This is a genomic window from Bradyrhizobium ferriligni, assembly GCF_056837965.1.
Window position 1 is genome coordinate 136,472 of sequence record NZ_JBXEJO010000005.1, and the last position, 22,344, is coordinate 158,815.

22 protein-coding genes and 4 pseudogenes are annotated in these 22,344 nt (G+C 60.3%); 14 read left to right on the forward strand and 12 right to left on the reverse strand.

What is annotated here, in order from left to right:
* Positions 1 to 45: 45 nt before the first annotated feature.
* Positions 46 to 1,341: an Nramp family divalent metal transporter gene (locus AC1VNY_RS04480; RefSeq protein WP_482404253.1), complete on the reverse strand. Its 1,296-nt coding sequence runs from the start codon at positions 1,339 to 1,341 to the stop codon at positions 46 to 48.
* A gap of 653 nt (positions 1,342 to 1,994) precedes the next feature.
* Between AC1VNY_RS04480 and AC1VNY_RS04485 the strand changes: the two genes are divergently transcribed.
* The gene (locus tag AC1VNY_RS04485; protein ID WP_482404292.1) at positions 1,995 to 3,350 is read left to right on the forward strand and encodes a carbohydrate porin; all 1,356 of its coding nucleotides are present in this window, start codon (positions 1,995 to 1,997) and stop codon (positions 3,348 to 3,350) included.
* A gap of 23 nt (positions 3,351 to 3,373) precedes the next feature.
* Here AC1VNY_RS04485 and AC1VNY_RS04490 read toward each other — a convergent pair whose 3' ends face one another.
* Entirely contained in the window at positions 3,374 to 3,889 is a 516-nt protein-coding gene (locus AC1VNY_RS04490; RefSeq protein ID WP_212061783.1) for an inorganic diphosphatase, read from the reverse strand.
* A 71-nt stretch (positions 3,890 to 3,960) separates the two neighbouring features.
* Positions 3,961 to 4,476: a YciE/YciF ferroxidase family protein gene (locus AC1VNY_RS04495; protein ID WP_212061785.1), complete on the reverse strand. Its 516-nt coding sequence runs from the start codon at positions 4,474 to 4,476 to the stop codon at positions 3,961 to 3,963.
* Between the two features lie 496 nt (positions 4,477 to 4,972).
* Between AC1VNY_RS04495 and AC1VNY_RS04500 the strand changes: the two genes are divergently transcribed.
* Positions 4,973 to 5,398, forward strand: a complete 426-nt coding sequence (locus AC1VNY_RS04500) for a metallophosphoesterase family protein (protein WP_482404293.1) — start codon at positions 4,973 to 4,975, stop codon at positions 5,396 to 5,398.
* Positions 5,399 to 5,498: 100 nt separating this feature from the next.
* Here the strand turns inward: AC1VNY_RS04500 and AC1VNY_RS04505 are convergent, their stop codons facing one another.
* Positions 5,499 to 5,969: an MOSC domain-containing protein gene (locus AC1VNY_RS04505; RefSeq protein WP_482404254.1), complete on the reverse strand. Its 471-nt coding sequence runs from the start codon at positions 5,967 to 5,969 to the stop codon at positions 5,499 to 5,501.
* Positions 5,966 to 6,163, reverse strand: a pseudogene (locus AC1VNY_RS04510) (DNA polymerase/3'-5' exonuclease PolX); the annotation flags it as partial. The pseudogene AC1VNY_RS04510 and the gene AC1VNY_RS04505, both read right to left, overlap by 4 nt.
* A 321-nt stretch (positions 6,164 to 6,484) precedes the next feature.
* Between AC1VNY_RS04510 and AC1VNY_RS04515 the strand changes: the two are divergent.
* Together AC1VNY_RS04515 and AC1VNY_RS04520 are read left to right on the forward strand one after the other, a co-directional pair.
* Positions 6,485 to 9,004, forward strand: coding sequence for an excinuclease ABC subunit UvrA (locus AC1VNY_RS04515; RefSeq protein WP_482404255.1), 2,520 nt, complete (start codon positions 6,485 to 6,487; stop codon positions 9,002 to 9,004).
* Between the two features lie 65 nt (positions 9,005 to 9,069).
* Positions 9,070 to 9,180 (forward strand): annotated as a pseudogene (locus AC1VNY_RS04520) (hypothetical protein); the annotation flags it as partial.
* Between the two features lie 193 nt (positions 9,181 to 9,373).
* On the opposite strand, the gene AC1VNY_RS04525 reads toward AC1VNY_RS04520, so the two are convergent.
* The 3 genes and pseudogenes from AC1VNY_RS04525 to AC1VNY_RS04535 form a co-directional block, all read right to left on the reverse strand.
* Positions 9,374 to 9,631, reverse strand: a complete 258-nt coding sequence (locus AC1VNY_RS04525) for a SemiSWEET family sugar transporter (RefSeq protein WP_482404256.1) — start codon at positions 9,629 to 9,631, stop codon at positions 9,374 to 9,376.
* A 90-nt stretch (positions 9,632 to 9,721) separates the two neighbouring features.
* A complete protein-coding gene (locus tag AC1VNY_RS04530; RefSeq protein WP_482404257.1) occupies positions 9,722 to 10,225 on the reverse strand; it encodes a YciE/YciF ferroxidase family protein in 504 nt (167 codons plus the stop codon).
* Between the two features lie 75 nt (positions 10,226 to 10,300).
* Positions 10,301 to 10,901 (reverse strand): annotated as a pseudogene (locus tag AC1VNY_RS04535) (cysteine hydrolase family protein).
* A gap of 155 nt (positions 10,902 to 11,056) precedes the next feature.
* Between AC1VNY_RS04535 and AC1VNY_RS04540 the strand changes: the two are divergent.
* Genes AC1VNY_RS04540 through AC1VNY_RS04550 form a run of 3 tightly spaced genes read left to right on the forward strand, consistent with a single transcriptional unit; the run spans position 11,057 to position 12,556 of the window.
* A complete protein-coding gene (locus tag AC1VNY_RS04540; protein WP_482404258.1) occupies positions 11,057 to 11,353 on the forward strand; it encodes a hypothetical protein in 297 nt (98 codons plus the stop codon).
* An 11-nt stretch (positions 11,354 to 11,364) separates the two neighbouring features.
* Positions 11,365 to 12,222 (forward strand): SDR family oxidoreductase, encoded by an 858-nt coding sequence (locus AC1VNY_RS04545; protein WP_482404259.1) that lies wholly within the window; start codon positions 11,365 to 11,367, stop codon positions 12,220 to 12,222.
* Position 12,223: 1 nt separating this feature from the next.
* The gene (locus AC1VNY_RS04550; RefSeq protein ID WP_482404260.1) at positions 12,224 to 12,556 is read left to right on the forward strand and encodes a hypothetical protein; all 333 of its coding nucleotides are present in this window, start codon (positions 12,224 to 12,226) and stop codon (positions 12,554 to 12,556) included.
* Here AC1VNY_RS04550 and AC1VNY_RS04555 read toward each other — a convergent pair.
* Entirely contained in the window at positions 12,547 to 13,653 is a 1,107-nt protein-coding gene (locus AC1VNY_RS04555; protein ID WP_482404261.1) for a DNA topoisomerase IB, read from the reverse strand. The two genes, AC1VNY_RS04550 and AC1VNY_RS04555, sit on opposite strands and share 10 nt — an antisense overlap.
* Before the next feature lie 94 nt (positions 13,654 to 13,747).
* Positions 13,748 to 14,689: pseudogene (gene ligD / locus AC1VNY_RS04560) on the reverse strand (non-homologous end-joining DNA ligase).
* A 498-nt stretch (positions 14,690 to 15,187) separates the two neighbouring features.
* On the opposite strand from ligD, the gene AC1VNY_RS04565 reads away from it, so the two are divergent.
* The 5 genes from AC1VNY_RS04565 (at position 15,188) to AC1VNY_RS04585 (ending at position 19,707) form a co-directional block, all read left to right on the forward strand.
* Positions 15,188 to 15,391, forward strand: coding sequence for a hypothetical protein (locus tag AC1VNY_RS04565; protein WP_482404262.1), 204 nt, complete (start codon positions 15,188 to 15,190; stop codon positions 15,389 to 15,391).
* 23 nt (positions 15,392 to 15,414) lie between these two features.
* The gene (locus AC1VNY_RS04570) at positions 15,415 to 16,560 is read left to right on the forward strand and encodes an AI-2E family transporter (protein WP_482404263.1); all 1,146 of its coding nucleotides are present in this window, start codon (positions 15,415 to 15,417) and stop codon (positions 16,558 to 16,560) included.
* Between the two features lie 686 nt (positions 16,561 to 17,246).
* Entirely contained in the window at positions 17,247 to 17,459 is a 213-nt protein-coding gene (locus AC1VNY_RS04575; protein WP_482404264.1) for a hypothetical protein, read from the forward strand.
* Positions 17,460 to 17,646: 187 nt separating this feature from the next.
* Positions 17,647 to 17,796 (forward strand): pyridoxamine 5'-phosphate oxidase family protein, encoded by a 150-nt coding sequence (locus tag AC1VNY_RS04580; RefSeq protein ID WP_482404265.1) that lies wholly within the window; start codon positions 17,647 to 17,649, stop codon positions 17,794 to 17,796.
* A 405-nt stretch (positions 17,797 to 18,201) separates the two neighbouring features.
* Positions 18,202 to 19,707, forward strand: coding sequence for an FAD-dependent oxidoreductase (locus tag AC1VNY_RS04585; RefSeq protein WP_482404266.1), 1,506 nt, complete (start codon positions 18,202 to 18,204; stop codon positions 19,705 to 19,707).
* A gap of 112 nt (positions 19,708 to 19,819) precedes the next feature.
* Here AC1VNY_RS04585 and AC1VNY_RS04590 read toward each other — a convergent pair whose 3' ends face one another.
* Entirely contained in the window at positions 19,820 to 20,026 is a 207-nt protein-coding gene (locus AC1VNY_RS04590) for a hypothetical protein (protein WP_482404267.1), read from the reverse strand.
* A 13-nt stretch (positions 20,027 to 20,039) separates the two neighbouring features.
* Complete coding sequence (locus tag AC1VNY_RS04595) at positions 20,040 to 20,213, reverse strand: hypothetical protein (RefSeq protein WP_482404268.1); 174 nt, start codon at positions 20,211 to 20,213, stop codon at positions 20,040 to 20,042.
* On the opposite strand from AC1VNY_RS04595, the gene AC1VNY_RS04600 reads away from it, so the two are divergent.
* Both AC1VNY_RS04600 and AC1VNY_RS04605 read left to right on the forward strand, forming a co-directional pair.
* A complete protein-coding gene (locus AC1VNY_RS04600) occupies positions 20,212 to 20,511 on the forward strand; it encodes a hypothetical protein (protein ID WP_482404269.1) in 300 nt (99 codons plus the stop codon). The genes AC1VNY_RS04595 and AC1VNY_RS04600 overlap by 2 nt on opposite strands.
* A gap of 537 nt (positions 20,512 to 21,048) precedes the next feature.
* The gene (locus AC1VNY_RS04605; RefSeq protein WP_482404270.1) at positions 21,049 to 22,329 is read left to right on the forward strand and encodes a DUF892 family protein; all 1,281 of its coding nucleotides are present in this window, start codon (positions 21,049 to 21,051) and stop codon (positions 22,327 to 22,329) included.
* Positions 22,330 to 22,344: the final 15 nt, after the last annotated feature.

Consider the following 22,344-nt stretch of genomic DNA (forward strand, 5'->3'; position numbering starts at 1 on the left):
TCAATCAGAAAGCGCAATGCGTATTCACCACGCCTCCCGCCATTCCTAGGATGATCCGGGCATCAGCATACTGACCGCCATGCCGACGATGCAGAGGCCCATCGCGGCCGTCGATGCCCAGCCGAGCCAGTACAGCCAGCCTTCGACAACGAGCCTACCCATCACATCGCGCCGTTTGACGAGCAGCATAAGCATGGTCATCACCGGTGCCGCCAGAACCCCGTTGATGACCGCGCTCCAGTAAAGCGCCTTGATCGGATCGATCGGCGTGAAATTGAGCGCCACGCCGAGGCCAACGGAGAGGGCGAGCACCGCATAGAAGGCGACCGCCTGCTTCGGCTTGCGGGCAAGACCGACCGGCCATTTGCGGCCTTCGCCTATGGCATAAGCCGTCGATCCGGCCAGTACCGGAACGGCGAGCAAGCCCGTGCCTATGATGCCGAGCGCAAAAACAAGTTCAGCAAGCGGGCCCGCAATCGGCTTCAACGCCGCAGCGGCCTGCGCCGATGATTGCACATCGGTCATCCCCTGCTGGTGCAAGGTGGCCGCCGTCGTAATGATGACGGCGATCGCAAAAAGGTTCGAAAAGGCCATGCCGATCATCGTATCGATGCGAATGCGCCAGAATTCGCGCTCGTGGGGACTCGTGTCCTCCTTGAGCGGCTTCTTGTCAGGATGAATGCGCTGCTCCTCCGCCTCTTGCGAGGATTGCCAGATGAAAAGGTAAGGCGAGATGGTGGTTCCGAGAATGGCAACAAGCGTCGTCAGAAAGGTGCCGCTCCATTCGATCTTCGGTACGAACAATCCCTTGAGCGCTTCAGCCCAGGGTACTTTGACAACCGCCAGAGCGATGACATAGGCAAATAGCACTAAAGTGAGCCATTTGAGGAGCGCCACATACCGTTTGTAGGCAATGAAAATCTGCGCCAAGACCGAGATGACTGCAAAGGCAACGACGTAGACGATTGCCGATCCGCTGATCACCAGTTTTGCCGCATCCGCCATGGCTCCAAGATCGGCCGCGACATTGATCGTGTTGGCGATAAAGAGAAGACTTATCAGCGACCAGATGACCCAGCCGGGATAATTGCGACAGACATTGCCTGCGATGCCGTGGCCGGTCACCCGGCCGATCCGGCCCGAAATCTCCTGGATCGCCACCATCAGAGGATAGCTCAAGAGCATCGTCCAGCCGATGCCAAAACCAAGCTGAGCGCCCGCCTGGCTATAAGTGCCGATACCGGAAGGATCATCGTCCGACGCGCCGGTGATGAGGCCCGGTCCAAGGCGTTTGAGGGGGCCCGTACCTCGATTTCGCCTTTTGGCTTTGGCCGTAGCCATGTGCTCCTCGGGATGGGGACTGTCCGCCGAGCGTCCCGCTTGCCGCGTTAGGATGCCATGAGGGCTTCAACGGCCAGTGTTCAAAGCGCGATGCGGCAGCCGCACCGCGCGAGCCGCGGCTCGCCGCCCTAATGGTGCCAGAAAATCGCCAGCAGCAGAATGATCGGCAGCGGCACGCCCAGCAGCCACAACAAGGCACCTCGTCCAAAGCCCATGGCGCTTCTCCTCCATCGTCTGTCTCGGCTTCCAACCCGTCCGGCCGGCGCGCAGTTCCTCACCGGGAACGGTTTTCGAGGCGATCGATTGGAGACGGGGTGGCTCTATCGGTTACCGCGTGATCCTCGCCGAAGACGCGCTCTGCAGTTCGTTCGATGAAAGTCCTGATGCTTTGATCGACCTCCACACTAAACGGTTCAGCCTGCAGATCGAGGTGGCGCCCGTTGCCCTTATGCTGGCAAGTTAGTCGGTGGGTGACCGAGCGCACGCGCGTTCCGCAGTCTAGATTAACACACGTTAGCCTCTGCAAGGCGAACTCCATCAACGGGCTTGAATTCCGAGCAATCACATGGCCCGATATGCTTGCATCACGCCGAGCGGGATCGAAAACTGTGAGCCATGCCAAAAAGCGCCTTAGTCGTTTGCTTTTCGCTGCCATGCTGCTTGCGGCCGGGACAGCGGTCGCCCAGGAGGATAAGAAGACTGACGACGACAAACCAGCCGATCCCGACACGGGCGAAAGCACCGTAGAGGAAAAAACGCTCGGTCTCCTTCCCAATCCCCTACAAAAATACGGCGCCAAATTAGCGGCCACCTATATCGGCGAAGTGCTGGGCAATCCCTCTGGCGGACTGAAACAAGGATCTGCCTATGAAGGGCGCCTCAATCTCGCCGTTGATTTGGACCTGCAGAAGCTCGCCGGTCTCGATCAACTGACATTTCACGCCAACATGTTCCAGATCCATGGCGGCGGATTATCGCGCGGCAGTCTGCAGAATTATTTCGTGGTCAGCGGCATCGAGGCTTTACCATCCACGCGTCTCTATGAGGCCTATTTCGAAAAACAGTGGGGCGATAAGAAAATCTCGCTGAAGGCCGGTCAGCTCGCCGCTGACAGCGAGTTCTTCAACACCAGATACACTGACGTGCTGACAAACGCCTCAATGGGCTGGCCCGCGATCACCTCACTTGATCTGCCGAGCGGCGGACCATCGCCCCCCTTGGCTGCGATGGGCGCCCGGCTTCTTGTCAACGTCACCGAGCGGTTATCTGTTCTTGGCGGCGTATTCGACGGCGACCAGGCCGGCCCCGGCCCAGGGGACCCGCAAGAGCGCAACCGCTATGGCGTCAACTTTCGCGTCAATGATCCGCCCTTACTGCTCGCGCAGATCCAATATGCCTGGAACAACAAGAAGGGCGATCCGAACCCTGCTGGCCAAATCAAGTTGGGCGGCTGGCGGCATTTTGGGTTTTTCGCCGATCAGAGACTAGACTCCAATGGTGTTTCGCTCGCGTCGCCAACCAGCAGCGGCGAACCCTTGCTCCTGTCCGGCGATATCGGCGGCTGGATGGTCTTCGAGCAGAAGATCTATCGCGTCCCGAAGAGCGATGATCGAGGCATCGGGATTTTTACGCGCGTCTCGGGCGCGCCCGCCGACCGCAATCTCATCGATCTCTATGCGGACAGCGGCATCGAATTCATTGGGCTCAGCGACCAGCGTCCCGACGACAAGTTCGGCATTGCGGCCGGCTACGCGCATGTGTCGAAACGCGCACAAGCGCTGGATGCCGATTATCGTGCCCTTGTTAATCCGATTTGGCCGATGCGAAGTTTCGAAGGACTTCTGACCGCCGTGTATCAATACCAGATCAGGGATGGGTGGACATTGCAGCCCAATTTTCAATATATCATCCATCCAGGCGGAGGTGCCACCAGCCCGTCAAGTTATGTGCCCGGCAGGGTTCTTCATAATGCAACGGTGCTTGGTCTACGAACGACGCTGAAGTTCTAGTTCGGTCCGGAATTAAGCTCGGCTCAGCGGGCCAGCCGTTTGATGGCCTTAGTCGCTCGATTGGGACCATGCCATCCGAGAAACTTCAGCTCCTTGTCCTCCAGCGCGTTGGTCGCTCGAAAGAACTGTTCGAGATCGTCGCGCGCATGGGAAGGAAGATCGCGGATATCCTTGAGATTCGTTTCGAGCGGCGACCGATCAGGAACCGCAAAAATGCGGTCGTTTCGTTCCGTCTTGCCCTTTTTCTTCTGCTCGACTTCGAGAATTCCAACCGGACGACAGCGCAGCACGACGCCCGGATAAGTCTGTGCGTCGTGCAGGATCAGAACATCCAGCGGATCGCCGTCCTCGGCCTTGGTTGACGGAATGAAACCCCAATCATACGGATAGGTCAGGCCCGCCATAAGGGGCTTTGCCAAGGCAAAAATGCCGAGCTTGGGATCGAAATCGAGTTTGCACGAACTGCCGCGCGGCGTTTCGACAACAGTAAAGATATTGTCTTTGTCGGCCCAGCTCGGCAATTTTGTCAGGTTGGTCATAGCGACAGTCAACTACTCATTAGGCATCGAGCGGGAGCCGGTCTGGCGAAATCATTCGCCAGAGTTGGCGATCAGGCGGCGGTGGAAGCCTTTTTATTGACGCCCTTACGCAACGCCACAGTGTTGAGCTTGGTGTTCGCTGCCTTTTCTTCGTTCAGGTTCGTGTTCAGAAAACGCACGATGTCGTCGTGGCCGAGCGCCTCGGCCCAGGCGATCAGCGTGCCATATCGGCAGATCTCGTAATGTTCGACGGCCTGAGCGTTGGCGACGATCGCCGCATCCAGCACCGCCTTGTCTTCGATTTCGCCGGCCGTCTCATCCGCTTCCTTGATGATGCCGTCGATGGCGGGGCATTGCGTGCCGCTCGGCGACTGGCCCAGTTTCTCAAAGGCCTTTTCGAGGCGCTCGACCTGCTTGTTCGTCTCTTCGAGATGGTTCCTGAGCCCCGTGACCAGATCCCGGTTGGTGGCCTTGTCGATCATTTTCGGCAACGCCTTGAGGATCTGCTGCTCGGCATAATAGATGTCCTGCAGCCCATGCAGCAGCAGATCATCCATGGTTTTGATATCTTTTGTGAATAGTCCCATGACGTCACTCCTCGAGTTCAAAGCGATGGAACGGCATCGATCGGAGTTTGTTCCTCGCCGCCGATGCCGCAGCTCGGTCGCATAGATCGGGTCGCCGCCTTGGTCATCGGTATGCGGGGGCCATTTCCCGCGGCAGGAGGAACCAGGGCACCTGCGGACATTTGCGCTGTTGCTCGGAGTTTAGGATGGTCAGCATTCTAGCTATGGGTGGATATCGCGATATTGCTGGAGGGGGGCAGCTCTAGGGCGAACCATTGCGATGTGGCCGTCGTCGGCTTCGGAATCGCCGCCTGCCTTGCGCTGTAGAGGAGCTAAACTGAGTTCCTGCTGCATCGAATTATCGCCGAACGAAAATTGCACGATCACGTGAGCGAAGGGTGTTCGAGAGCCAGCCCGAGGCCGCCGTAGATCGCATGCGGAGAGACGAGATGCGCTGCAGAGGTTAGAATATTCTTGCAACTCGCTCATGGTGCAAAATGCCCTTTAGGATCGGCATCTGAGAACAAAGGCGCTGCAGGCGCTGGCCGACGCCGACTACATCATCCACGCCGGCGACATCGGCGATCCCGGCATCATCGCGGCGTTGCGTCGGATCGCGCCTATTTCCGCAATCCGCGGCAACGTGGACACCGCTGACTGGGGTCGCCACTACGCCGAAATCGAGACAGCGAGCCTCGCCGGGAAGACGGTCTACGTGCTCCATGACCTTAAGGCCATGTCCATCGATCCCGTCGCCAAGGGCATCGACATCGTCGTATCGGGCCATTCCCATATGCCGAAAATCCAAACGGTCGGCGGGGTTCTGTACGTGAATCCAGGAAGCGCTGGCCGGCGCCGCTTTAAGCTGCCGATCACCCTTGCGATGCTGGATGTGACACCGGATGGGATCCCGCCTCTCATCCACGATCTTGAAGCCGCCTGACGCACTGCGGCACCGCGTCAAAGCGGCGGAAGCAGCCTGTGAGGCGTCGCCGGAAGGATGACCCGGACAGCGTCGCCGGGCGAGACGTCGCCGCTTTTGGTCACCATTGCCATGACGCCGGCCCTAAAGGCTGCCCGGGCTCGTCGCTCAGCCGGCTTTTCAAGCCGGGTCGAAATCGATCGATCAGGACGCATGGGCTCCGCAAGCCGGTAAGAAGGATACATGCCGAGGCGCCAATTCGGAGCCTGGTGTCGAGCGGAAAGGTCTCGAGATCGAGGCCGGTCGTCGTGATCTTCTCGCCGATTTCGCCGGGCCCGACATCGTAGCCTGCGACGCGCAGAGCGTTGAGCGTTTCGCTCGAAATAAGGTGGACCTGACGGAGATTGGGTGATCGAGGATAGCGGCGGGTCAAGTACCGATGCTTGACGAATTGACCATAGTGCGCGTCGCCCTCGATGCCATGACCGGCGACGAGCGTCACCGACAGTCGGAGTATCTTGCTGAACCGATGCTTGCTGTCGATCGAGACGGCGAAGACTATTCTTTCGAGCGCCATCGCTACCGGCGTCATGCCGCGCGCGCCGCAAAGCGGCGCTTGCGCTTCAGGTGTCGCATGATTTCGGTGAGAGGCATCGCGTTCAGGACGCGGTCCGCGAGGACGCCGCCTTTGCGGGCCATCTCTACGCCCCAGTGCATGCGGTCGAGCTCCGGAACGGAATGTGCGTCGGGATTGATGCTGAAGGTGCAACCGAACGCGCCCGCCGCCGCGAGAGGCCAGGCGCCAATCGCGTCTGGCGAAGTCGGTCGTGAAGTTTCACGTTTGCCGGCCATCGATCCCAGAATGGTCCTCGTCCGCGACACAACGGCGAGGAGAGAGGAAACGTTCCTATGGAACGCTTATAGAAAGCGGCGCCCGATTGTCGTAAGCGCTATCTCACTGTGGCTTGGGTCCACTCCGCGTGGGCTTGTCGAAGCGCATCTGAAAATCTCGGGGGACGTCATGGCGCGCCTTCCGACAACCGAGGTGCCCGTAATTGCAGGATAGCGCTGCACGGAACCCTGCGCCCCGACAGAGCTTCTTTCCGGATGGATGCCAAAGCAAAAAGACCAGAAGAACCGCCGCCCGAGGCGCGTGACGGCTTCGTTCGCGTCAGAGGGGCGCGCGAGCACAATCTCAAGGATGTCTCGCTCGACATTCCCCGCAACGAGCTCGTGGTCTTCACCGGGGTCTCCGGATCCGGAAAGTCCTCGCTGGCGTTCGGAACCTTATACGCGGAGGCGCAGCGGCGGTATCTCGAATCCGTGTCGCCATACGCGCGTCGGCTGTTTCACCAAATGCAGGTGCCCGACGTCGACGTCGTCGAAGGATTGCCGCCGGCTGTCGCGCTGCAGCAGCAGCGTGGATCGCCGACGACCAGGTCCTCGGTGGGTAGCGTCACTACGTTGTCCAACTTGCTGAGGATGCTGTACTCACGCGCCGGCGACTATCCGCGCGGCCAACCATTGCTTTACGCGGAATCCTTCTCGCCCAACACGCCGGAGGGCGCCTGTCCCAATTGCCACGGCATCGGGCGTGTTCATCGGGTCGACGAACGGACGCTGGTGCCCGACGACGCATTGACCATTCGGGAGCGGGCGGTCGCGGCCTGGCCGTCGGCCTGGCAGGGGCAGAACCTCAGAGACATCTTGGTCACGCTCGGTTACGACGTCGACAGGCCGTGGCGCGAACTCCCTAAGAAGGATCGCGACTGGATTCTCTTCACCGAGGAGCAGCCGACCGTTCCGGTTTACGCCGGATACACACCCGCTGAAACACGCAGGGCCCTGAAGAAAAAGGAAGAACCGAGCTACATGGGCACCTTCACCGGGGCTCGCAAATACGTTCTTCAAACGTACGCCACTACGCAGAGTGCGATGATGAAGCGGCGCGTGGCGCAATTCCTGTCGAGCGACGACTGCCCGGTCTGCAAGGGCAAGAGGCTCAAGCCGGAAGCTCTCTCCGTCAAGTTCGCCCGACTGGACATCGCTGAGATGTCGCGCCTGCCGTTGAAGAAGCTGGACGCGCTTGTCAAGCCGTATATCGATCGAGCGGAGCCGAACGAGTCCCATCCCGAAAAGGCGCTCGTCGTGCAAAGGATCGTCAAAGACCTTGCGGGGCGCCTCGAGGTTTTGCTGGATCTCGGCCTCGGGTATCTCACGCTCGAGCGAAGCACGCCGACCTTGTCTCCGGGCGAACTGCAGCGGCTTCGTCTCGCGACGCAGGTCAGATCAAACCTGTTCGGCGTCGTCTACGTGTTGGACGAGCCATCGGCCGGCCTGCACCCGACGGACACCGAAGCGTTGCTGCGGGCGCTGGAGCGTCTGAAAGCCTCGGGCAACTCGCTCTTCGTCGTCGAACACGAGCTCGACGTGGTGCGCAAGGCCGACTGGATCGTTGATGTCGGGCCCGCCGCGGGAGAGCAGGGCGGTAAGATACTCTACAGCGGACGACTTGCGGGATTGGCCGAAGTGAAATCATCGCAGACGCGGCACTTCCTTTTCGGCGAAACCGCCGAGCCGCCACGAAAGGTTCGCGACCCGATTGGCTGGCTGAAGCTGCGGGGAGTCACGCGCAACAACCTCGGCGGCCTGGATGCCGATCTCCCTCTCGGCGTCCTCACCTGCGTGACCGGCGTCTCGGGCTCGGGCAAGTCCACTCTGGTCAGCCAGTTTCTCGTCGAGGCCGTTGCCGAGCGGCTTGGTCAACGCCGGGAGGCGGATCCGGACGAAGGCGAACTTGAGGCGCGGGTGCGCACGCTGGGCGGCGAGATCGCCGAAGGTCTCGATAGGGTCAAGCGACTCGTCGTCGTCGACCAGAAGCCGATCGGACGAACGCCGCGCTCCAATCTGGCGACCTACACCGGGTTGCTCGATCACGTGCGCAAGCTATTCGCCGCGACAAAGCAGGCTCGCGCCAGGCGATACGACGCCGGCCGGTTCTCGTTCAACGTCGCCAAAGGCCGCTGCGAGACGTGCGAGGGTGAGGGATACGTTTGCGTCGAACTTCTTTTCCTTCCGAGCGTCTACACGCCGTGCCCGACTTGCAAGGGCTCTCGCTATAACGCGAAGACGCTCGAGATCAAAATTCGCGACAAATCGATCGCGGAGGTACTGGCGATGACGGTCGACGCGGCATCCGCGTTTTTCGGAGAAGACGAAATGCTTTCCCGGTCGCTGGGCGTGCTTCGAGAGGTGGGATTGGGCTACATCAGGCTCGGTCAGTCGGCGACCCAGCTCTCTGGAGGTGAGGCGCAGCGCGTCAAGCTTGCGACCGAGTTGCAGCGGGCGCAGCGCGGCGGGACGCTCTACGTTCTCGACGAACCAACGACCGGCCTGCACCCATCCGACGTTCGGAGGTTGAGCAGGCAGCTTCAAGGCCTCGTCGACGCCGGCAACACCGTGATCCTGGTCGAACACGACATGTCGGTCGCCGCGAACAGCGACTGGATCCTCGATGTGGGGCCCGGAGCGGGCGATGAGGGTGGCCATATCGTGGCGTCAGGGCCGCCGAAGCAGGTTGCCGCCTCCGGAAGCCGCACGGCGACCTATTTGGCGAAGGCACTTTAGCCTCGAGATGACCAGCGCCGAATACTTCCAAAGCAACGTCAAGGCGACGCCGAGCGGCATGGAAGCAAGAGATACCTGCGTTGGGCCATCGACGTGCTCGGCACCGACCGCATCATGTTCTTGACGGACTATCCGTACCGCTTTGGCCGGCTCTTTCGCCGTGGCGCGCGATCTGAGAGCGCTTCTTGCAAGCCTGCCCTTCGGAGAGAGCGACCCGGAATTGCGGCAGTCGGACTGGCTGCGCAGCGCGTAGCCTGTGCCGAGACTCTCACGGTCTCTCCGCGGCGACGAAGTTGAGCAAAGCGGTCTCCGAAGGTGGAGATGCCGTCGATCGGCCTAGGCATCTAGGTTAGAGGTCACGGATTTAGGTTAGAGGTCACGGATTTTGCAACCCAGCACGATGGCGGCTAGGGTGGCCCCGATGGCATTCGCGCCGACGACGACCCAGTCGTAGCGTAGCAGGCCGTAGACCACCCACAGCGAGAGGCCGAGAGTAAGCGCCGCGAGCATGCCCCGAGAGAGATCTTGCGTCGATCCGCGCGGCCAGGCTTTCCGAACCTGCGGAAGGTAGGACAGCGACGCCAGGACGGCTGCGATGCCGCCGACGTACGATGCGAGTTCACCCATCACGGTGTACCGGCGTTCCGGTACGCCGGCGTTGGATCTCTAAGGCTGCCGGCCGCCTCTGTCGGCAGCCGGCGTTCGCATTAGCGAGTATCATGCGGCGCGCTGGTTCACGCTGTTGACGGCCATGTCGCTGAGCTTCTTGTCCGTTGCCTTCTCCTCGTCGAGGTTTTCCTGGAGAACGGAGGCGCAGTCGTCGCGCCCGAGCTTCTTCGCCCACGCGATTAGCGAGCCGTAGCGCGTGATCTCGTAGTGCTCGACGGCCTGCGCGGCCGCGATGAGGGCGGCGTCGAGAACCGTCGTGTCGTCGACGTCGCCGGCTACGTCGTTGGCTTCCTCGAGGATGCCGTCAATCGCGGGGCAGTCCACGCCCTTGGCCTCGGCGCCGTGCATCTTGAAGACCTTTTCGAGCCGAGTGATCTGCTTCTTGGTCTCCGCGAGGTGAGTCTCGAAACCCTTCTTCAAGGATTGGTCGCTCGCCTTCTCGATCATATCCGGCAGATTCTTCGCGATCTGCTGTTCGGCGTAATAGATGTCCTGCAGGGTGTGCACGAAGAGGTCGTTCAGCGTCTTGATGTCCTTGGTGAAGAAACCCATGGATGTCTCCCATTATTGAATTGCCGCACGGCAAACGACGACAAATAGGAAGCGTTCCTAACTGGCCGGCGATGGCTAAGCGAGCCACGCAGCCAACAACGTTTCGGTCGTCACGCACTCGACCTGCTCGCCGAACCGGTTCAGGTAGACAGCCATCATCGCGTCATGGGTCTCGTCCGCGGAACTGCATAGGGCGTCCGTCACAAGGATGACGCGGAAACCCCAGTCGATCGCGCCGAGTGCGGTGGCGAGCACGCAGACCTCCGTTTCGGCGCCCGTGATCACGATGGTGTCGACCGATTTCTCCCGCAGCCGCAGATGGAGGTCCAATGTAGACGCGCTTGTCGCAGATCCGCGCAGGAGGAACGAAGTGCGCGAGCTCGGGGACGAGATCCACCATATCCGAGCCAAGGCGATCGACCGTCATCGAGCTCCAGCGCTCATAATACCGCCGCCACATGCCCGCACGTTGGCTGGCCGTTCGGGCCGGGACGAAGCGAGTGAAAACCGTCCGCTCGGGCCGTCTTGCCGTGACGGCCACGATGTTGGGCAGCACCCTCTCGAACCATGGCGTCCTCCACTCCGTGTCCTCGGCGAACATTCGCTGCATGTCGACGCAGAGGTGGATCGCGTTGTCCCCGGGCGGTCCCAGCCACAGTACATCTTTTTTCGTCATTATTCGGTCAGTCTCGGCATTCGGGCGGAGTTGTCGAATGCAACGAGCGGATCCCTGCGCCGTTCCTTGGCTGCTGGGCCGGCGGACGCGGCGGGATATAGGAACTGTCACGTCTGCGATCGGTTGACGGCAGCCGCCTGCCGAAAGAAGTTCGAATGGAAAGCACCGTCATCGCAGAACTCCATACCCGGCGAGCGGCGGAGCTCGCGGTCGAGCACGTCGTGCGGGAGTGCCGCGTTCCGGGGGGAGATGTCTTCGTGCAACCCGCAGGCGCTGCCAACACTACCGGCGACCGTTCGGCCGGCGCCGACGCGAAGGCGGCCCCGATGCCGAAGCAGGGCGGAATGCTCAAAGGTCCGATCGAGGCGTCGGTCGACTTTCACGAGGGCGACCTGATGCGCGTTGCCGACGCTCTGAAGGGCGCCGGCGCCAAGCTAGTCCGGACGAACTAAGGCGTCAGCCCATGCCAGATTATCCCAAGCCCCCCTTTCCCAATCAGCGTCAGCCGATGCCGGGCACGACCGCGAAGATGGATCCGCGTCCAGATCACGGAGAAGCCAGCTATAAGGGATCGGGACGACTCCAAGGCAAACGTGCCATCATCACTGGCGGCGATAGCGGCATCGGGCGCGCGATCGCAATCGCGTTCGCCCGCGAGGGCGCCGACGTCCTGATCGCTTACCTCGACGAGACCGATGACGCCAAGGAAGTCGCAGCGCTTGTCGAGAAGGAGGGCCGCAAAGCCATCCTGGTCGATGGCGACTTGCGCTCGGCCGACCATTGCCGCGCCGTGGTCGATCGTGCCGTACGGGACCTCGGCGGCGTCGACATCCTCGTCAACAACGCCGCGCACCAGGCGACTTTCGCCGACATCGGCGACATCAGCGATGAGGAATGGCGCATGACCTTCGAGATCAACATCCACGCGATGTTCTTCCTTGCGAAGGCGGCTGTGCCGCACATGAAGCCAGGCGGCGCCATCATCAATACGGCTTCGGTCAACTCCGACATGCCGAACCCCATTCTGCTGGCCTACGCCACGACGAAGGGCGCCATTCAGAATTTCAACGGCGGCCTGGCTCAGATGCTGGCCGAGAGAGGCATACGCGTGAACGCCGTGGCGCCGGGCCCGATCTGGACGCCGCTCATCCCGTCGACGATGCCGGACGACGCGGTGAAGAACTTCGGCAAGCAGGTGCCGCTGAAGCGCGCCGGTCAACCGGCGGAGCTTGCCACGGCCTATGTCATGCTGGCTGACCCGCTCTCAAGCTACACGTCGGGGACGACCGTCGCGGTCACAGGGGGCAAGCCTTTCATTTGAGATGGCCGGCATCAAGCATCCCGTCACCCCGGATGGGCGCTACTTCGTCGTGAAAGGAAAGCTCTGGCGCCTGAGCGATCCGGACATCGAGCCGCGCGAGAAGGCGCGTCTCGTGAAGGCGCTCATGGATGCACGGCGGGCCGTCAAGGTTTCGAAAAGCGCGGGAGATCGCGACGCCGAACTGGAAGCTCATCTCAGGGTCGACGAAGCGAAGCGCAGCTTGGGCGAGCGCGGGCCGGTGTGGTGGGACGACGGCGCCCCCGACTACAACCGATACGCCGTCAAGAACACCCCGTACGCCGCGTGGTACGCCCGGACCAAGCGTTATGGCTGATCCGCGGACTTGAGGGTCCGAAGCCGCTTGTGGAGGAAGGCGAGGACCATGATCTCGTCCGAAGTGAGCTTGCTGTATTGGCGCTTGAACTTCTGCGCAATCTTGGCGTCGATCATTTTAACGAGGTCGCCGGACATGTAGGCGCTCAGGATCTCCGGATGGACATAGCTCTTGCGGCAAATGGCCGGCGTATTGCCGAGTTGCTTTGACACCTTCTCGATGGCTGCGACGACGTTCCGCTTGGCCTCTGCCTGGCTGTCGTATTTCTTGAACTCAGACAGCGCGAGGGCCGCAAGCACCGTGCCGGCCCAGGTCCGAAAGTCCTTGGCGCTGAAATCCTGTCCCGTGATCTCCTTAATGTAGCCGTTGACGTCGCCAGAGTCCACCGTTCGGGATGTCCCGCCGTCATCGAGATACTTGAAGAGTTCGTGCCCCGGTATATCCGCGCAACGCTTCACGATGGCAGCGATGCGTCTGTCCTCGACCTGAAGCTTCCATTGCTTGCCCGACTTGCCGGTGAAGTCGAAGCGCAGCACGCCTGGGCCGATCGCCACGTGCTTGCGCCGCATTGTGGTGAGCCCGTACGATTTGTTCTTCTCGGCGTATTCGGCGTTGCCGACGCGGATGAGCGTCTTTTCGAGTAGACTCACGATAGTCGCCAGTATCTTATCGCGGGGAAGGCCGTCCAGCTTCATGTCCGATACGAGACGGGCACGCAGGGGCGGCAGCGCCTCCGCGAACTGCATGATGTGCTCGTACTTGTTCTGCTCCCGAAGCTCCCGCCATTTCGGGTGGTACCGGTACTGCTTACGCCCGCGCGCGTCCACTCCGGTCGCCTGGATGTGGCCGTTGGGAGACGGGCATATCCATACGCACTCATACGCCGGAGGGATGCCGATCGATTTGATACGGCGGATGACCGCCTTGTCGATGATTCGCTTGCCGTCTTTGTCGTGGTAAGTGAACGAAGTCCCAATCCGCCTTCGCCGGTATCCCGGCGTCGCGTCGCTCACGTATCGCAAGCCTTCCTCCGCAATGGCAGCGGCGACATCGGCCGTACGGGCCAGTAACTCTTCGTCCTTACTTTCCCGCAGCATCGTTCGTCCTTGCCGTTAGCCGAGAATCCGAGGCCTCCGACAGGAAAGGTCCGATCGGTCTTTTTGGTTCCCAGCCGCCTACGGAAACGCATCATCACCGCGCTCGCGCCCGCGGTCGTTCGCGCGTCACTTCCGTTGCCTTCTTGTCGGAGCGAAGGCCGAGGTACACCGGCTGGCGCAGTTCGCCCTTGCTGGTCCACTCGGCAAATTTGACCTCGGCGACCAGAGACGGCCGAACCCAGGTCGTGACGTGCTCGTCTTTGACCTTGACGGGGAAGGGCGACTTTGCCGCCTTCAGCTTCACGAGCTTTCCATGGAGCTCTTCCAGGGTCTGGTGGCTGAAGCCGGTGCCGACGTGCCCGATGTACCGCCATCCGCCGTCGTCCTGCACCGCAAGGACGAGAGCGCCGAAGAACGGCCGTGTCCGCCGCGGCGCTGTGAAGCCTGCGATCACGACCTCCTGCCGTTGCGCGGTCTTCACCTTCAGCCAATCGGCGGTCCGGCTGCCGGATGCGTACGGACTGTCGGCGCGCTTGGCCATGATGCCTTCGAGGCGCTTACGTTCGGCCTCCGCGAAGAACTTCTTTCCGCTGCCTTTGCGGTGGTTGCTAAACGCGATCAGCTTGTTGCGCGGAAGGATTGCCTTGAGTCGCTTCTTGCGTTCGAGCAGCGGCAATTTTGCGCAGGTCCTCGCCTCCCATGAACATCAGGTCGAATGCGCAATACAGGAGCTTCGCTTCATGACGCAATGCATTCTGCAGAAGTTGAAAGTGCGAAACGCCGTCCTCTCCGATGGCGACGAGCTCCCCGTCGATCACCGCGTCGTCCTTCACGCCTTCGAGCGCCTTGGCGACCTCGATGTACGAATGGCTGATGATCTTGCCGTTGCGGCTGAAGAGCGCGACCTTGCCGCTGCGGATCTCCGAAAGCCATCGTACTTATCCTCGAAAACCTAATTGGAATCGTCGAACGGGGCGTCGGTCAGCGTCGCCAGCATTGGCTGCAGACGCTTCGGCAGCATGGACTTGCGGCTCATCGCCGGAGACACCGCCGGCCTTGAGACGGCTCGACGGCCGGAGGTGCGCGCCTCCATGAGGATGATACGGTCGGCTTTCGATCTCTGCGAAGGCCGGTCGAAACTCTGAGGATCCTCCATGCGCGCGACCGGACGGAAACAAACCCTTCCCAGAGGCTGGCGAACCAAGGGATCGTTATAAGCTTAGGCTTCACGATCACGAATAGCCGCTCCAGCACCAGAAGGCTGAACGCGTAGCAGACGACAATCATCGCCGTGCCGGTGATCCAGTGGCCTTTTCCCGCGACGGCCACCGCGGCGAGCTTCAGCGGCTCGACCGTGGCGGTCGGCAAGGCCAGCAGGAGTAGGGATGGATAGGGCCCAAGACCCTCGATCGTTCGTCTCAGCCTCATGCTAGAGGGCCTCCGTCGCGATTAACCAACAGCCGGATGTTCCGGAGGAGGAACATCCGGCCTCTCCGCTGGTTTCAAGCAAGCGTGAGGTTTGAGAGGAGACGATATGCGCGCAACCATTGATCGGGCCGGTCAAGAAGCGGCTGAATCCTTTAGTCTGGAGGCCGAGGTCGAGGCTTGGCGGATCAAGCGTAGCCGACCTGTTTCCGTAGCCGGCAAAATCCTTGTCGTCCGCATCCGCCGGCGTGCGCGGCCGACGTCGTTGTCCGGTCCGCCAGCAGACCGCGCGCTCCCGGTCACGACGGCCTAGCGACGCTAACGCAAGCGCCGCAAATGTCAGATACGGCGAAAGCAGGGGACAAAAAACTGGGTGCTGATGGGCCGCGTGTGGTGGCCCATCGCGCGGACGAACAAAAGCCGCTGCCATTGGGGCCGGGCGCCCGCATGAATGCCAGGGTGGTATTTGCGCTTGTCCTGATGGCCCTGGCCGTGTGGACAGCCGCGAGCTTTCTGCCGCCCCTCATCTGGGCCACGGTCCTGGCCATCGCGCTGTGGCCCCTGTACTTGAAATTCGCGACGGGGTTCATGGCCGGCCCATCGGCATCCGCAGCATTCGTCTTCACGGTGCTCGTCGCGCTAGTTCTGGTCACGCCGATCTCGCTAGCCGTCTATACGATCGCCCAGCAGAGCGACATGCTCATGGATTGGCTGAAAAGAGCGCGCGAGGGCGGGATCGAGGTGCCGGACTGGGTCGCGCGCCTGCCCATCGCAGCCGAAAGCATGGAGCAATGGTGGCGCGCCAATCTTTCAGATCCGAAGGCTGCCACGGCGTGGCTGAAGACACTGAATGCCGACAACGTATCCGATCTGTTTACGACTTTCGGCGGCCAATTGATCCACCGGCTGTTCCTGTTGTTCTTCTCGCTGCTGGCCTTGTATGCCTTGCTACGTAGCGGTCGCGCGGTCGCAGGCCGCGTTCTCGAGACGTGTGATCGTCTATTCGGCGAACCGGGCGAGGGCTTGGTTGAAAAGATGGTCGACGCGACGCGGGCGACAGTGAACGGAACGGTGCTCGTCGCCGTAGGCGAGGGGCTCGCGATTGGCATCGCCTATTTCCTGGCCGGCGTGCCCAACGCTTTGACATTCCTAATCTTCACGACAGCCTTTGCGATGATCCCGTTCGGTGCCTGGCTGGCCTTCACAGCCGCGGCGATCGTGACGATATCAGGAGGCGGCAGCGGGATGGCCGCGGCCGCCGTATTTCTATGGGGCTCGATCGTCATGCTAGCAGGCGATCATTTCTTCTGGCCAAGCCTAGTCGGCGGTTCGGCAAGACTTCCGTTCCTGCTCGCGTTCGTCGGAATCTTCGGCGGGCTGGCTGCGTTTGGCCTGATCGGATTGTTCGTTGGGCCGGTCATCATGGCGGCGTTTCTAGCGATGTGGCGCGAATGGATATTCCGGCCACCGACACCGGTATGAAGGGCCACCACGAGTTTCGAGCGCTGTTGCGCAAGTCCAGTTTCGCTGTGAACTCCGGCTTTACGATAATCAGGTCCGGGCGCTGATGCTTGGCCGAGACCGAAGCCATCGTTGAGCGGACACCGAACTTCTAAATTTCATAGATTGTGCCCACCCATGCCACCTCGGCGGAGGCCCGACAGCGATTAGGCTGCGCAGATTTGACTACCTGCTGGGAAGGGCGGCACTTGGCTTTAGGCCAGTAAAAAACGGGGATACCGGGGAAAATAAGTGCTACTTCCGGACCAAGCCGACACTTGTTATCGCGATAGGCAGCGAATGAGGAAACCTTCGTCCTTCGCCGATCATCTATCTGGCGGAATTAGGTAAATTTTTTGCTGGGGGGCCATGTTATGACTTTCCTCAACGAACGGACGTCCGCAAATTTGGACGTTGTGCTCGACGACGCCGTCGTGCACTTCCGAACAATGGCGGAGATCACGAGACCCGCAAGTTCGTCGCCATGCGGCTGCTTCGCGCAGCGCAGCGCGGGAAGACAACCCTTGGGGCGCCTGAAGCCGTGGCGCGGCGGGCCATACATAAAATCACACGGAACCAGGCAGCGTATCTATTCCCGATCATTGTGACGTTCGGGTCACCACGGATTCGACCGGTCCCCCTATGTTCGGCGGCTCGGGAGAGTCTTGATGTTTGATGTCTACGTGAACGAAAGAAACGGTCTTTTAATCGTAGAGCGGGGCTGCCCCGTTCCCGAAAAGGAACGCGGCTCGTGGCGCAAGAAGCGCTCGGTGCGATTCGTGAGCGATCGGATACGGGCCGACATCCGCGTCGTCGGATTTCATCGCCGAAACCTGGCAACTCGCCCAGCGTCCATCGTAAAGGCCGGCGTCACATCGTGAAATCCTCGGCAGTCACCTCCAGTCCGCGCGGGCATGGCCGATAGCGCGAGATGCGCGCCGCAAAAAATCCCCAGCACCGCAGGTTTCGTAATGCCATCCGGTTGGGAACGGCGCGAGGTTCCAGGGGCTCCTCCTTAACAGCAGGAAGTGAATATCCAGTAGGTCGCTCGCCGACATCGCCAAAGAAATGGCCGGCATTGACATAGCCATTCTTTCGACCCACGGCGATAAGTGGTTCGCCAACGGCGTGGACACGCCCGGCATCGTCCTGATCAAAGTCAAGGCGAAGCGCGCAACGTACTGGAAGGGGAGCGAAGAGAGCGAACTCGTACTCTGAGCGGACTACCTTGGCTCCTAACACAAAGTCACGAGGAGGAGCCGTCTCTTGGAGCTGCTTTTCCACGGTCGCGCAACCGCCCAATGTTCTCCTGTGGGTCGTAACGGGGCCTTTGGATCTGGTCCCCGACCGGTAAAGCTGGCAGCGCTTTGACGGTCGCCTTCAAAGGAGGCCTCTTCCTGTGGGCCGTCGATGAAATCACCCGGAGCGTGAATCCATGGCGGCGGTGCCTCGGAGTGATGGTGGATGGCTACGAGCTCGCCACGGTTCTTTGGTGAGCGAGCAAATTCTCGACCAATCGTTCGATGATCCGCGCGGATAGAGTGCATACGTACCTCTAAACGACGCTCCAGCTTGGAACTATGCGGCTCACGGAAACGTTTCCACGTGTTTGGAGAGAGTCTTATGACCAGCAAATCGCTCTGGATGGACGTTGACGTTGCGTCCGATGCGAACGCACTCGACGGCGCGCAGGAGTGCGACGTCGCCGTGATAGGCTCGGGGATCGCAGGAATATCAACGGCGTATGAGCTTTGCCAAGGCGGCAAATCAGTCATTGTCATTGACCGCGGCCGCATCTGTGGTGGTATGACATCGAGGACCTCGGCTCACCTAGCTCCGTTGTGCGACGATCTCGTTAGCGAGATGATGACGATCAGGGGATATGAAGCGACGAAGCTCTACTGCGACAGCCAAGCCGCTGCCGTCGACCGTATCGAGGAAATCCAGAAGAAGGAGAAGATCGACTGCGACTTTCGGAGGCTTGACGGCTATCTTTTTCAAGGTCGGGACATGCCGTCAGATACGATTGACCAGGAAATGGATGCGGTCCGCCAGGTCGGCGCTCCCGTCCACCGGCTCATGGGCGTGCCTCTCAAAGGGTGCGACAACCGTCATGCTCTGCGCTATCCCCGGCAGGCGACGTTTCATCCCCTCAAATATCTCGACGGGGTAGCAAAGGCCTGCACCGAAAAGGGCGTGACCTTTTACCGGGACAGTCCGGTAGAGGAAGTCACTGAAGACGACGGTCTCGTTACGGTCAAAGCCACGCGCGGCACTATTCGAGCCAAACATGCCGTTGTCGCAACCAACTCTTCGATCTCCGACCGTTTTGCCATCCACACCAAGACGGCTCCCTACCGGACTTATGTCATCACCTTCGAGATCAAGCGCGGCGCGCTGCCTGACGCTCTCTATTGGGACACCGAAGATCCCTACCATTATGTCCGCTTGCAACCTGGGCCGGCCAATACCGACTACGTGCTCGTCGGAGGCGAAGATCATAAAAGCGGTGAGGCAGACGATGCTGATGAACGCTTTTCCAAGCTGGAAGCTTGGGGCCGCAGCCTGATCTCCGACCTCGGCAAAGAGACACACCGCTGGTCCGGGCAGGTGCTTGATACAATCGATTATGCCGGCTTCATCGGACGGGATCCCGGCGGCAAGAACATATACGTTGCAATGGGCGATTCCGGGCAAGGCCTAACACATGGTGTAGCCGGCGCGATGCTGAATTCGAGTCTTGTTTTAGGCAAGGATCACCCCTGGAAAAAAATCTACGAGCCCGGCCGGGTTCCTCTAAAGGGCGCGAAGAATTTCGTCACAGAGAACATCACCGCACTAAAAAGCTTTGCACAGTATGTGGCGCCTGGCGAGGTCAGCTCACTCGACCATCTGAAGCCCGGCAAAGGCGCGATTGTGCGGCGTGGGCTGGAAAAGCTCGCTGCCTTTAGAGACGAGGGAGGCTTCCTGCACTTAAGATCAGCGAGCTGCACCCATGTGGGATGTCACCTGCACTGGAATAGCTTTGAGACGTGTTGGGAATGCCCGTGTCATGGGTCGATGTTCGATGTCGACGGCCAACCAATCAACGCTCCAGCCATCGGGCCTCTCGCTCGTGTCGAAGACTAAGCTGCTTGAAAAACGACGCACGCCATCGAGGCAATGGAGGCTCGTTCGGTTGCGCAAATCGGCCCTTATCGCTCATTAGGGATCTCCGTAACACTGAGTAGAAAGTCAGTGCTCAACTCGAATTGGCCGCGCCGACTGCGTTCTCGCTCTCAGGAACAGTGAGCCTTACGGCGTGGCCCTGCCGTATGGCCAAAGAGGCAGCGGCAACGGCGGCTTCAAAGGCTGCTTCCTTCGTCGCATATGTGTTTCGGCTGACGCCATCATGCTCGACATGCCAGGCGCCGTCGCGGCCGACAATATCGTAAGTTGCTAAACCCATGTCATTCCTCCGGTCAAGCGTCCGGCGTGGAGTTAGAACCCTGCGTGCTGCTTACCGGATCGGATGCAGGGAAGCTGTCTTTCAAGCCCCTCTCCAACTCTTCATCCTTTCTTTTGTCATGTTGCACGCTCCGCTTGGGGTCTTCGGCATGCTTGTCGATCGGCGCGGGATCGAATCTATCGGTCATGGTGAAATCCTTCCTGTTCGACGAACGCGTCAGGCATCCGGCCGTTCCTCATCAGGAACAAATAGCCAGGCGCCGATTTGCTTCCGAAATGGCGGATTTCAGGGCTACTACCCGCGAGGGGCTGACCGTGGAGACTCCGACGGAAGCGCAACAAGCCGAACCCGGTCCAAGCATTCTTGCCCTGCTGCTTGTCAGTCTCGGCCTTGCTGCTATCGCTTTAGTCGCCGTCGACCATCTTCTTCCATACCTGAGCAACGCGTCAAAATGCCGTGTATTCGGTTCGGTCTTCCTTGGATGAAGAGTTTCTGCCGAGAAAACGAGGTGGGTGATCGCGGGTTTGGAGTCGCCAAGCAATTCAGGCGCGACGGCCTCAGGTTATAGATCAGGGCGTGTCGCTCAATCCTTGGGCGCCCTGTGCAAATTCGGCGAACTGCTGGACGTCGACCGACCCCACCGCATGTCTTGTGGTGACGATGGCTGGTATCAAACGGTAAGGTCGGCCGTTGTCCCCTTCATCAGGGAGGGTTTGTAAGCGTGCCGATAGAGCTAGTCGGGGCAGAGAAGAAGACCGGGAGCATCAACATCCACTGGCAAACCAGTCATGGGCTAGTACTTCAAATCACCACAAATTTGTTTGAACGGGCGATACTCCGCCCGTCGCTGATTGAAGGTGACGTCCTGTGGGGCAGCGAGTCTGCGCCGAGACAGCTGTATCTTTAGGCGACATTCTAGCCTCCTCGGCAAATCACTAAAACATGCGCGGGATGCCAGTTAGGAACGATTCCCGTCGTCTGCTGGTTCGAGATGATCTTTCCTCTCAGGTCGAGTGGCCTCCATGTACCACCACGTCAAGAAGCTGATGTTCACCGTTCGCGTCGATGAGCCGGATCCCCGGTTCGGCAATATGCTCCTCGAACAGTTTGGAGGCGCTAATGGCGAACTTGCTGCTGCCATGCAGTACTCGATTCAAGGGCTGAATTGCGAGGATCCGGACCGTAAGGATCTCCTGATGGATATCGGGACGGAAGAGCTGAGCCACCTCGAGGTCGTGGGAACCTTGGCTCGCATGCACCTCAAGCCCTCCAAGTTCGACCGGGAGGCCGCTGAGGCTGACCCCTTGATCGCAATCGCGGGTGGAGGCGGCGTGAACCTGTTCAATTCGCAAGGTAACGCCTGGACGGCCGACTATTTGAAGATCACAGGTGAGCTGGATGTCGATCTAAGGAGCAACATCGCCGCCGAAGCTCGCGCCAAGATCGTCTACGAGCGTCTGATTAATTTCTGCGATGATGCCGGCACCAAGGACGCCTTGCAGTTCCTGATGACCCGCGAGATTACCCACATGAAAGCTTTTGGGCTAGCGCTTGAAAGTATGGGCAAGCCCTCCCTCAGCATTGGACGCATCGCACCGACACCTGGCCTCGTCGACCAATTCTTTAACGATTCCACCGGGGCTGGCGACCACGGTGAGATCGATACACGCGGTCCGTGGAATGAGGGCGGGGACTGGGTCTTCACTGAGTCGCCTGCGATTCAAGGTGGCGACGCCGGTCCAGCGAGCGCGATCGTCACAGAGAGCTCGCCGCCGACAGACGAAGCCGGGCTAGGCGGCCTGCTCATCGAAGAACTGCGGGATATTTTGCACGCTGAGAAGCAGTTGACCAAGGCGCTTCCCAAGATGGCAGAAGCGGCTCGCTTTGACCAGCTGCGCGAACTGTTTGAGCAGCATCTGACAGAGACCGAAAGTCAGATCGAGCGCATCAACGAATGTTTCGAGCTGCTGGGGAAGGATGGCCGCGCCAAACCATGCAAGGGAATGATGGGCCTAGTGGAGGAAAGCCAGGACATCATCGCCGAGGGCGAGAAGAAGGAGGACGCCGCCGCCGATCTGGCCCTCATCGGTGCTGCTCAACGCGTGGAACATTACGAGATCGCGGGTTACACCACGGCTCGCAATCTTGCACAGCAGCTGCGCTATAGTGCGATCGTCGGCTTGCTAGCCAAGTCTTTGGCCGAGGAAGAGAATGCTGACCAGTTGTTGAACCAGGTCGCTCGCTCGCTGATGTCGGTTGCCAAGATGCCGGTTGCGATAGAGCAGGCCGAGCCGGCGGATTAGCCGTCAGATCCGCGA

Excerpts from the sequence above, each read along its gene's own strand:
- AC1VNY_RS04480 (WP_482404253.1), bottom strand. The coding sequence starts at position 1,341 with ATGGCTACGGCCAAAGCCAAAAGGCGAAATCGAGGTACGGGCCCCCTC.
- AC1VNY_RS04485 (WP_482404292.1), top strand. The coding sequence starts at position 1,995 with ATGCTGCTTGCGGCCGGGACAGCGGTCGCCCAGGAGGATAAGAAGACT.
- AC1VNY_RS04490 (WP_212061783.1), bottom strand. The coding sequence starts at position 3,889 with ATGACCAACCTGACAAAATTGCCGAGCTGGGCCGACAAAGACAATATC.
- AC1VNY_RS04495 (WP_212061785.1), bottom strand. The coding sequence starts at position 4,476 with ATGGGACTATTCACAAAAGATATCAAAACCATGGATGATCTGCTGCTG.
- AC1VNY_RS04505 (WP_482404254.1), bottom strand. The coding sequence starts at position 5,969 with ATGACGCCGGTAGCGATGGCGCTCGAAAGAATAGTCTTCGCCGTCTCG.
- AC1VNY_RS04515 (WP_482404255.1), top strand. The coding sequence starts at position 6,485 with ATGGATGCCAAAGCAAAAAGACCAGAAGAACCGCCGCCCGAGGCGCGT.
- AC1VNY_RS04525 (WP_482404256.1), bottom strand. The coding sequence starts at position 9,631 with ATGGGTGAACTCGCATCGTACGTCGGCGGCATCGCAGCCGTCCTGGCG.
- AC1VNY_RS04530 (WP_482404257.1), bottom strand. The coding sequence starts at position 10,225 with ATGGGTTTCTTCACCAAGGACATCAAGACGCTGAACGACCTCTTCGTG.
- AC1VNY_RS04540 (WP_482404258.1), top strand. The coding sequence starts at position 11,057 with ATGGAAAGCACCGTCATCGCAGAACTCCATACCCGGCGAGCGGCGGAG.
- AC1VNY_RS04545 (WP_482404259.1), top strand. The coding sequence starts at position 11,365 with ATGCCAGATTATCCCAAGCCCCCCTTTCCCAATCAGCGTCAGCCGATG.
- AC1VNY_RS04550 (WP_482404260.1), top strand. The coding sequence starts at position 12,224 with ATGGCCGGCATCAAGCATCCCGTCACCCCGGATGGGCGCTACTTCGTC.
- AC1VNY_RS04555 (WP_482404261.1), bottom strand. The coding sequence starts at position 13,653 with ATGCTGCGGGAAAGTAAGGACGAAGAGTTACTGGCCCGTACGGCCGAT.
- AC1VNY_RS04565 (WP_482404262.1), top strand. The coding sequence starts at position 15,188 with ATGCGCGCAACCATTGATCGGGCCGGTCAAGAAGCGGCTGAATCCTTT.
- AC1VNY_RS04570 (WP_482404263.1), top strand. The coding sequence starts at position 15,415 with ATGTCAGATACGGCGAAAGCAGGGGACAAAAAACTGGGTGCTGATGGG.
- AC1VNY_RS04575 (WP_482404264.1), top strand. The coding sequence starts at position 17,247 with ATGTTTGATGTCTACGTGAACGAAAGAAACGGTCTTTTAATCGTAGAG.
- AC1VNY_RS04580 (WP_482404265.1), top strand. The coding sequence starts at position 17,647 with ATGGCCGGCATTGACATAGCCATTCTTTCGACCCACGGCGATAAGTGG.
- AC1VNY_RS04585 (WP_482404266.1), top strand. The coding sequence starts at position 18,202 with ATGACCAGCAAATCGCTCTGGATGGACGTTGACGTTGCGTCCGATGCG.
- AC1VNY_RS04590 (WP_482404267.1), bottom strand. The coding sequence starts at position 20,026 with ATGGGTTTAGCAACTTACGATATTGTCGGCCGCGACGGCGCCTGGCAT.
- AC1VNY_RS04600 (WP_482404269.1), top strand. The coding sequence starts at position 20,212 with ATGGTGAAATCCTTCCTGTTCGACGAACGCGTCAGGCATCCGGCCGTT.
- AC1VNY_RS04595 (WP_482404268.1), bottom strand. The coding sequence starts at position 20,213 with ATGACCGATAGATTCGATCCCGCGCCGATCGACAAGCATGCCGAAGAC.
- AC1VNY_RS04605 (WP_482404270.1), top strand. The coding sequence starts at position 21,049 with ATGTACCACCACGTCAAGAAGCTGATGTTCACCGTTCGCGTCGATGAG.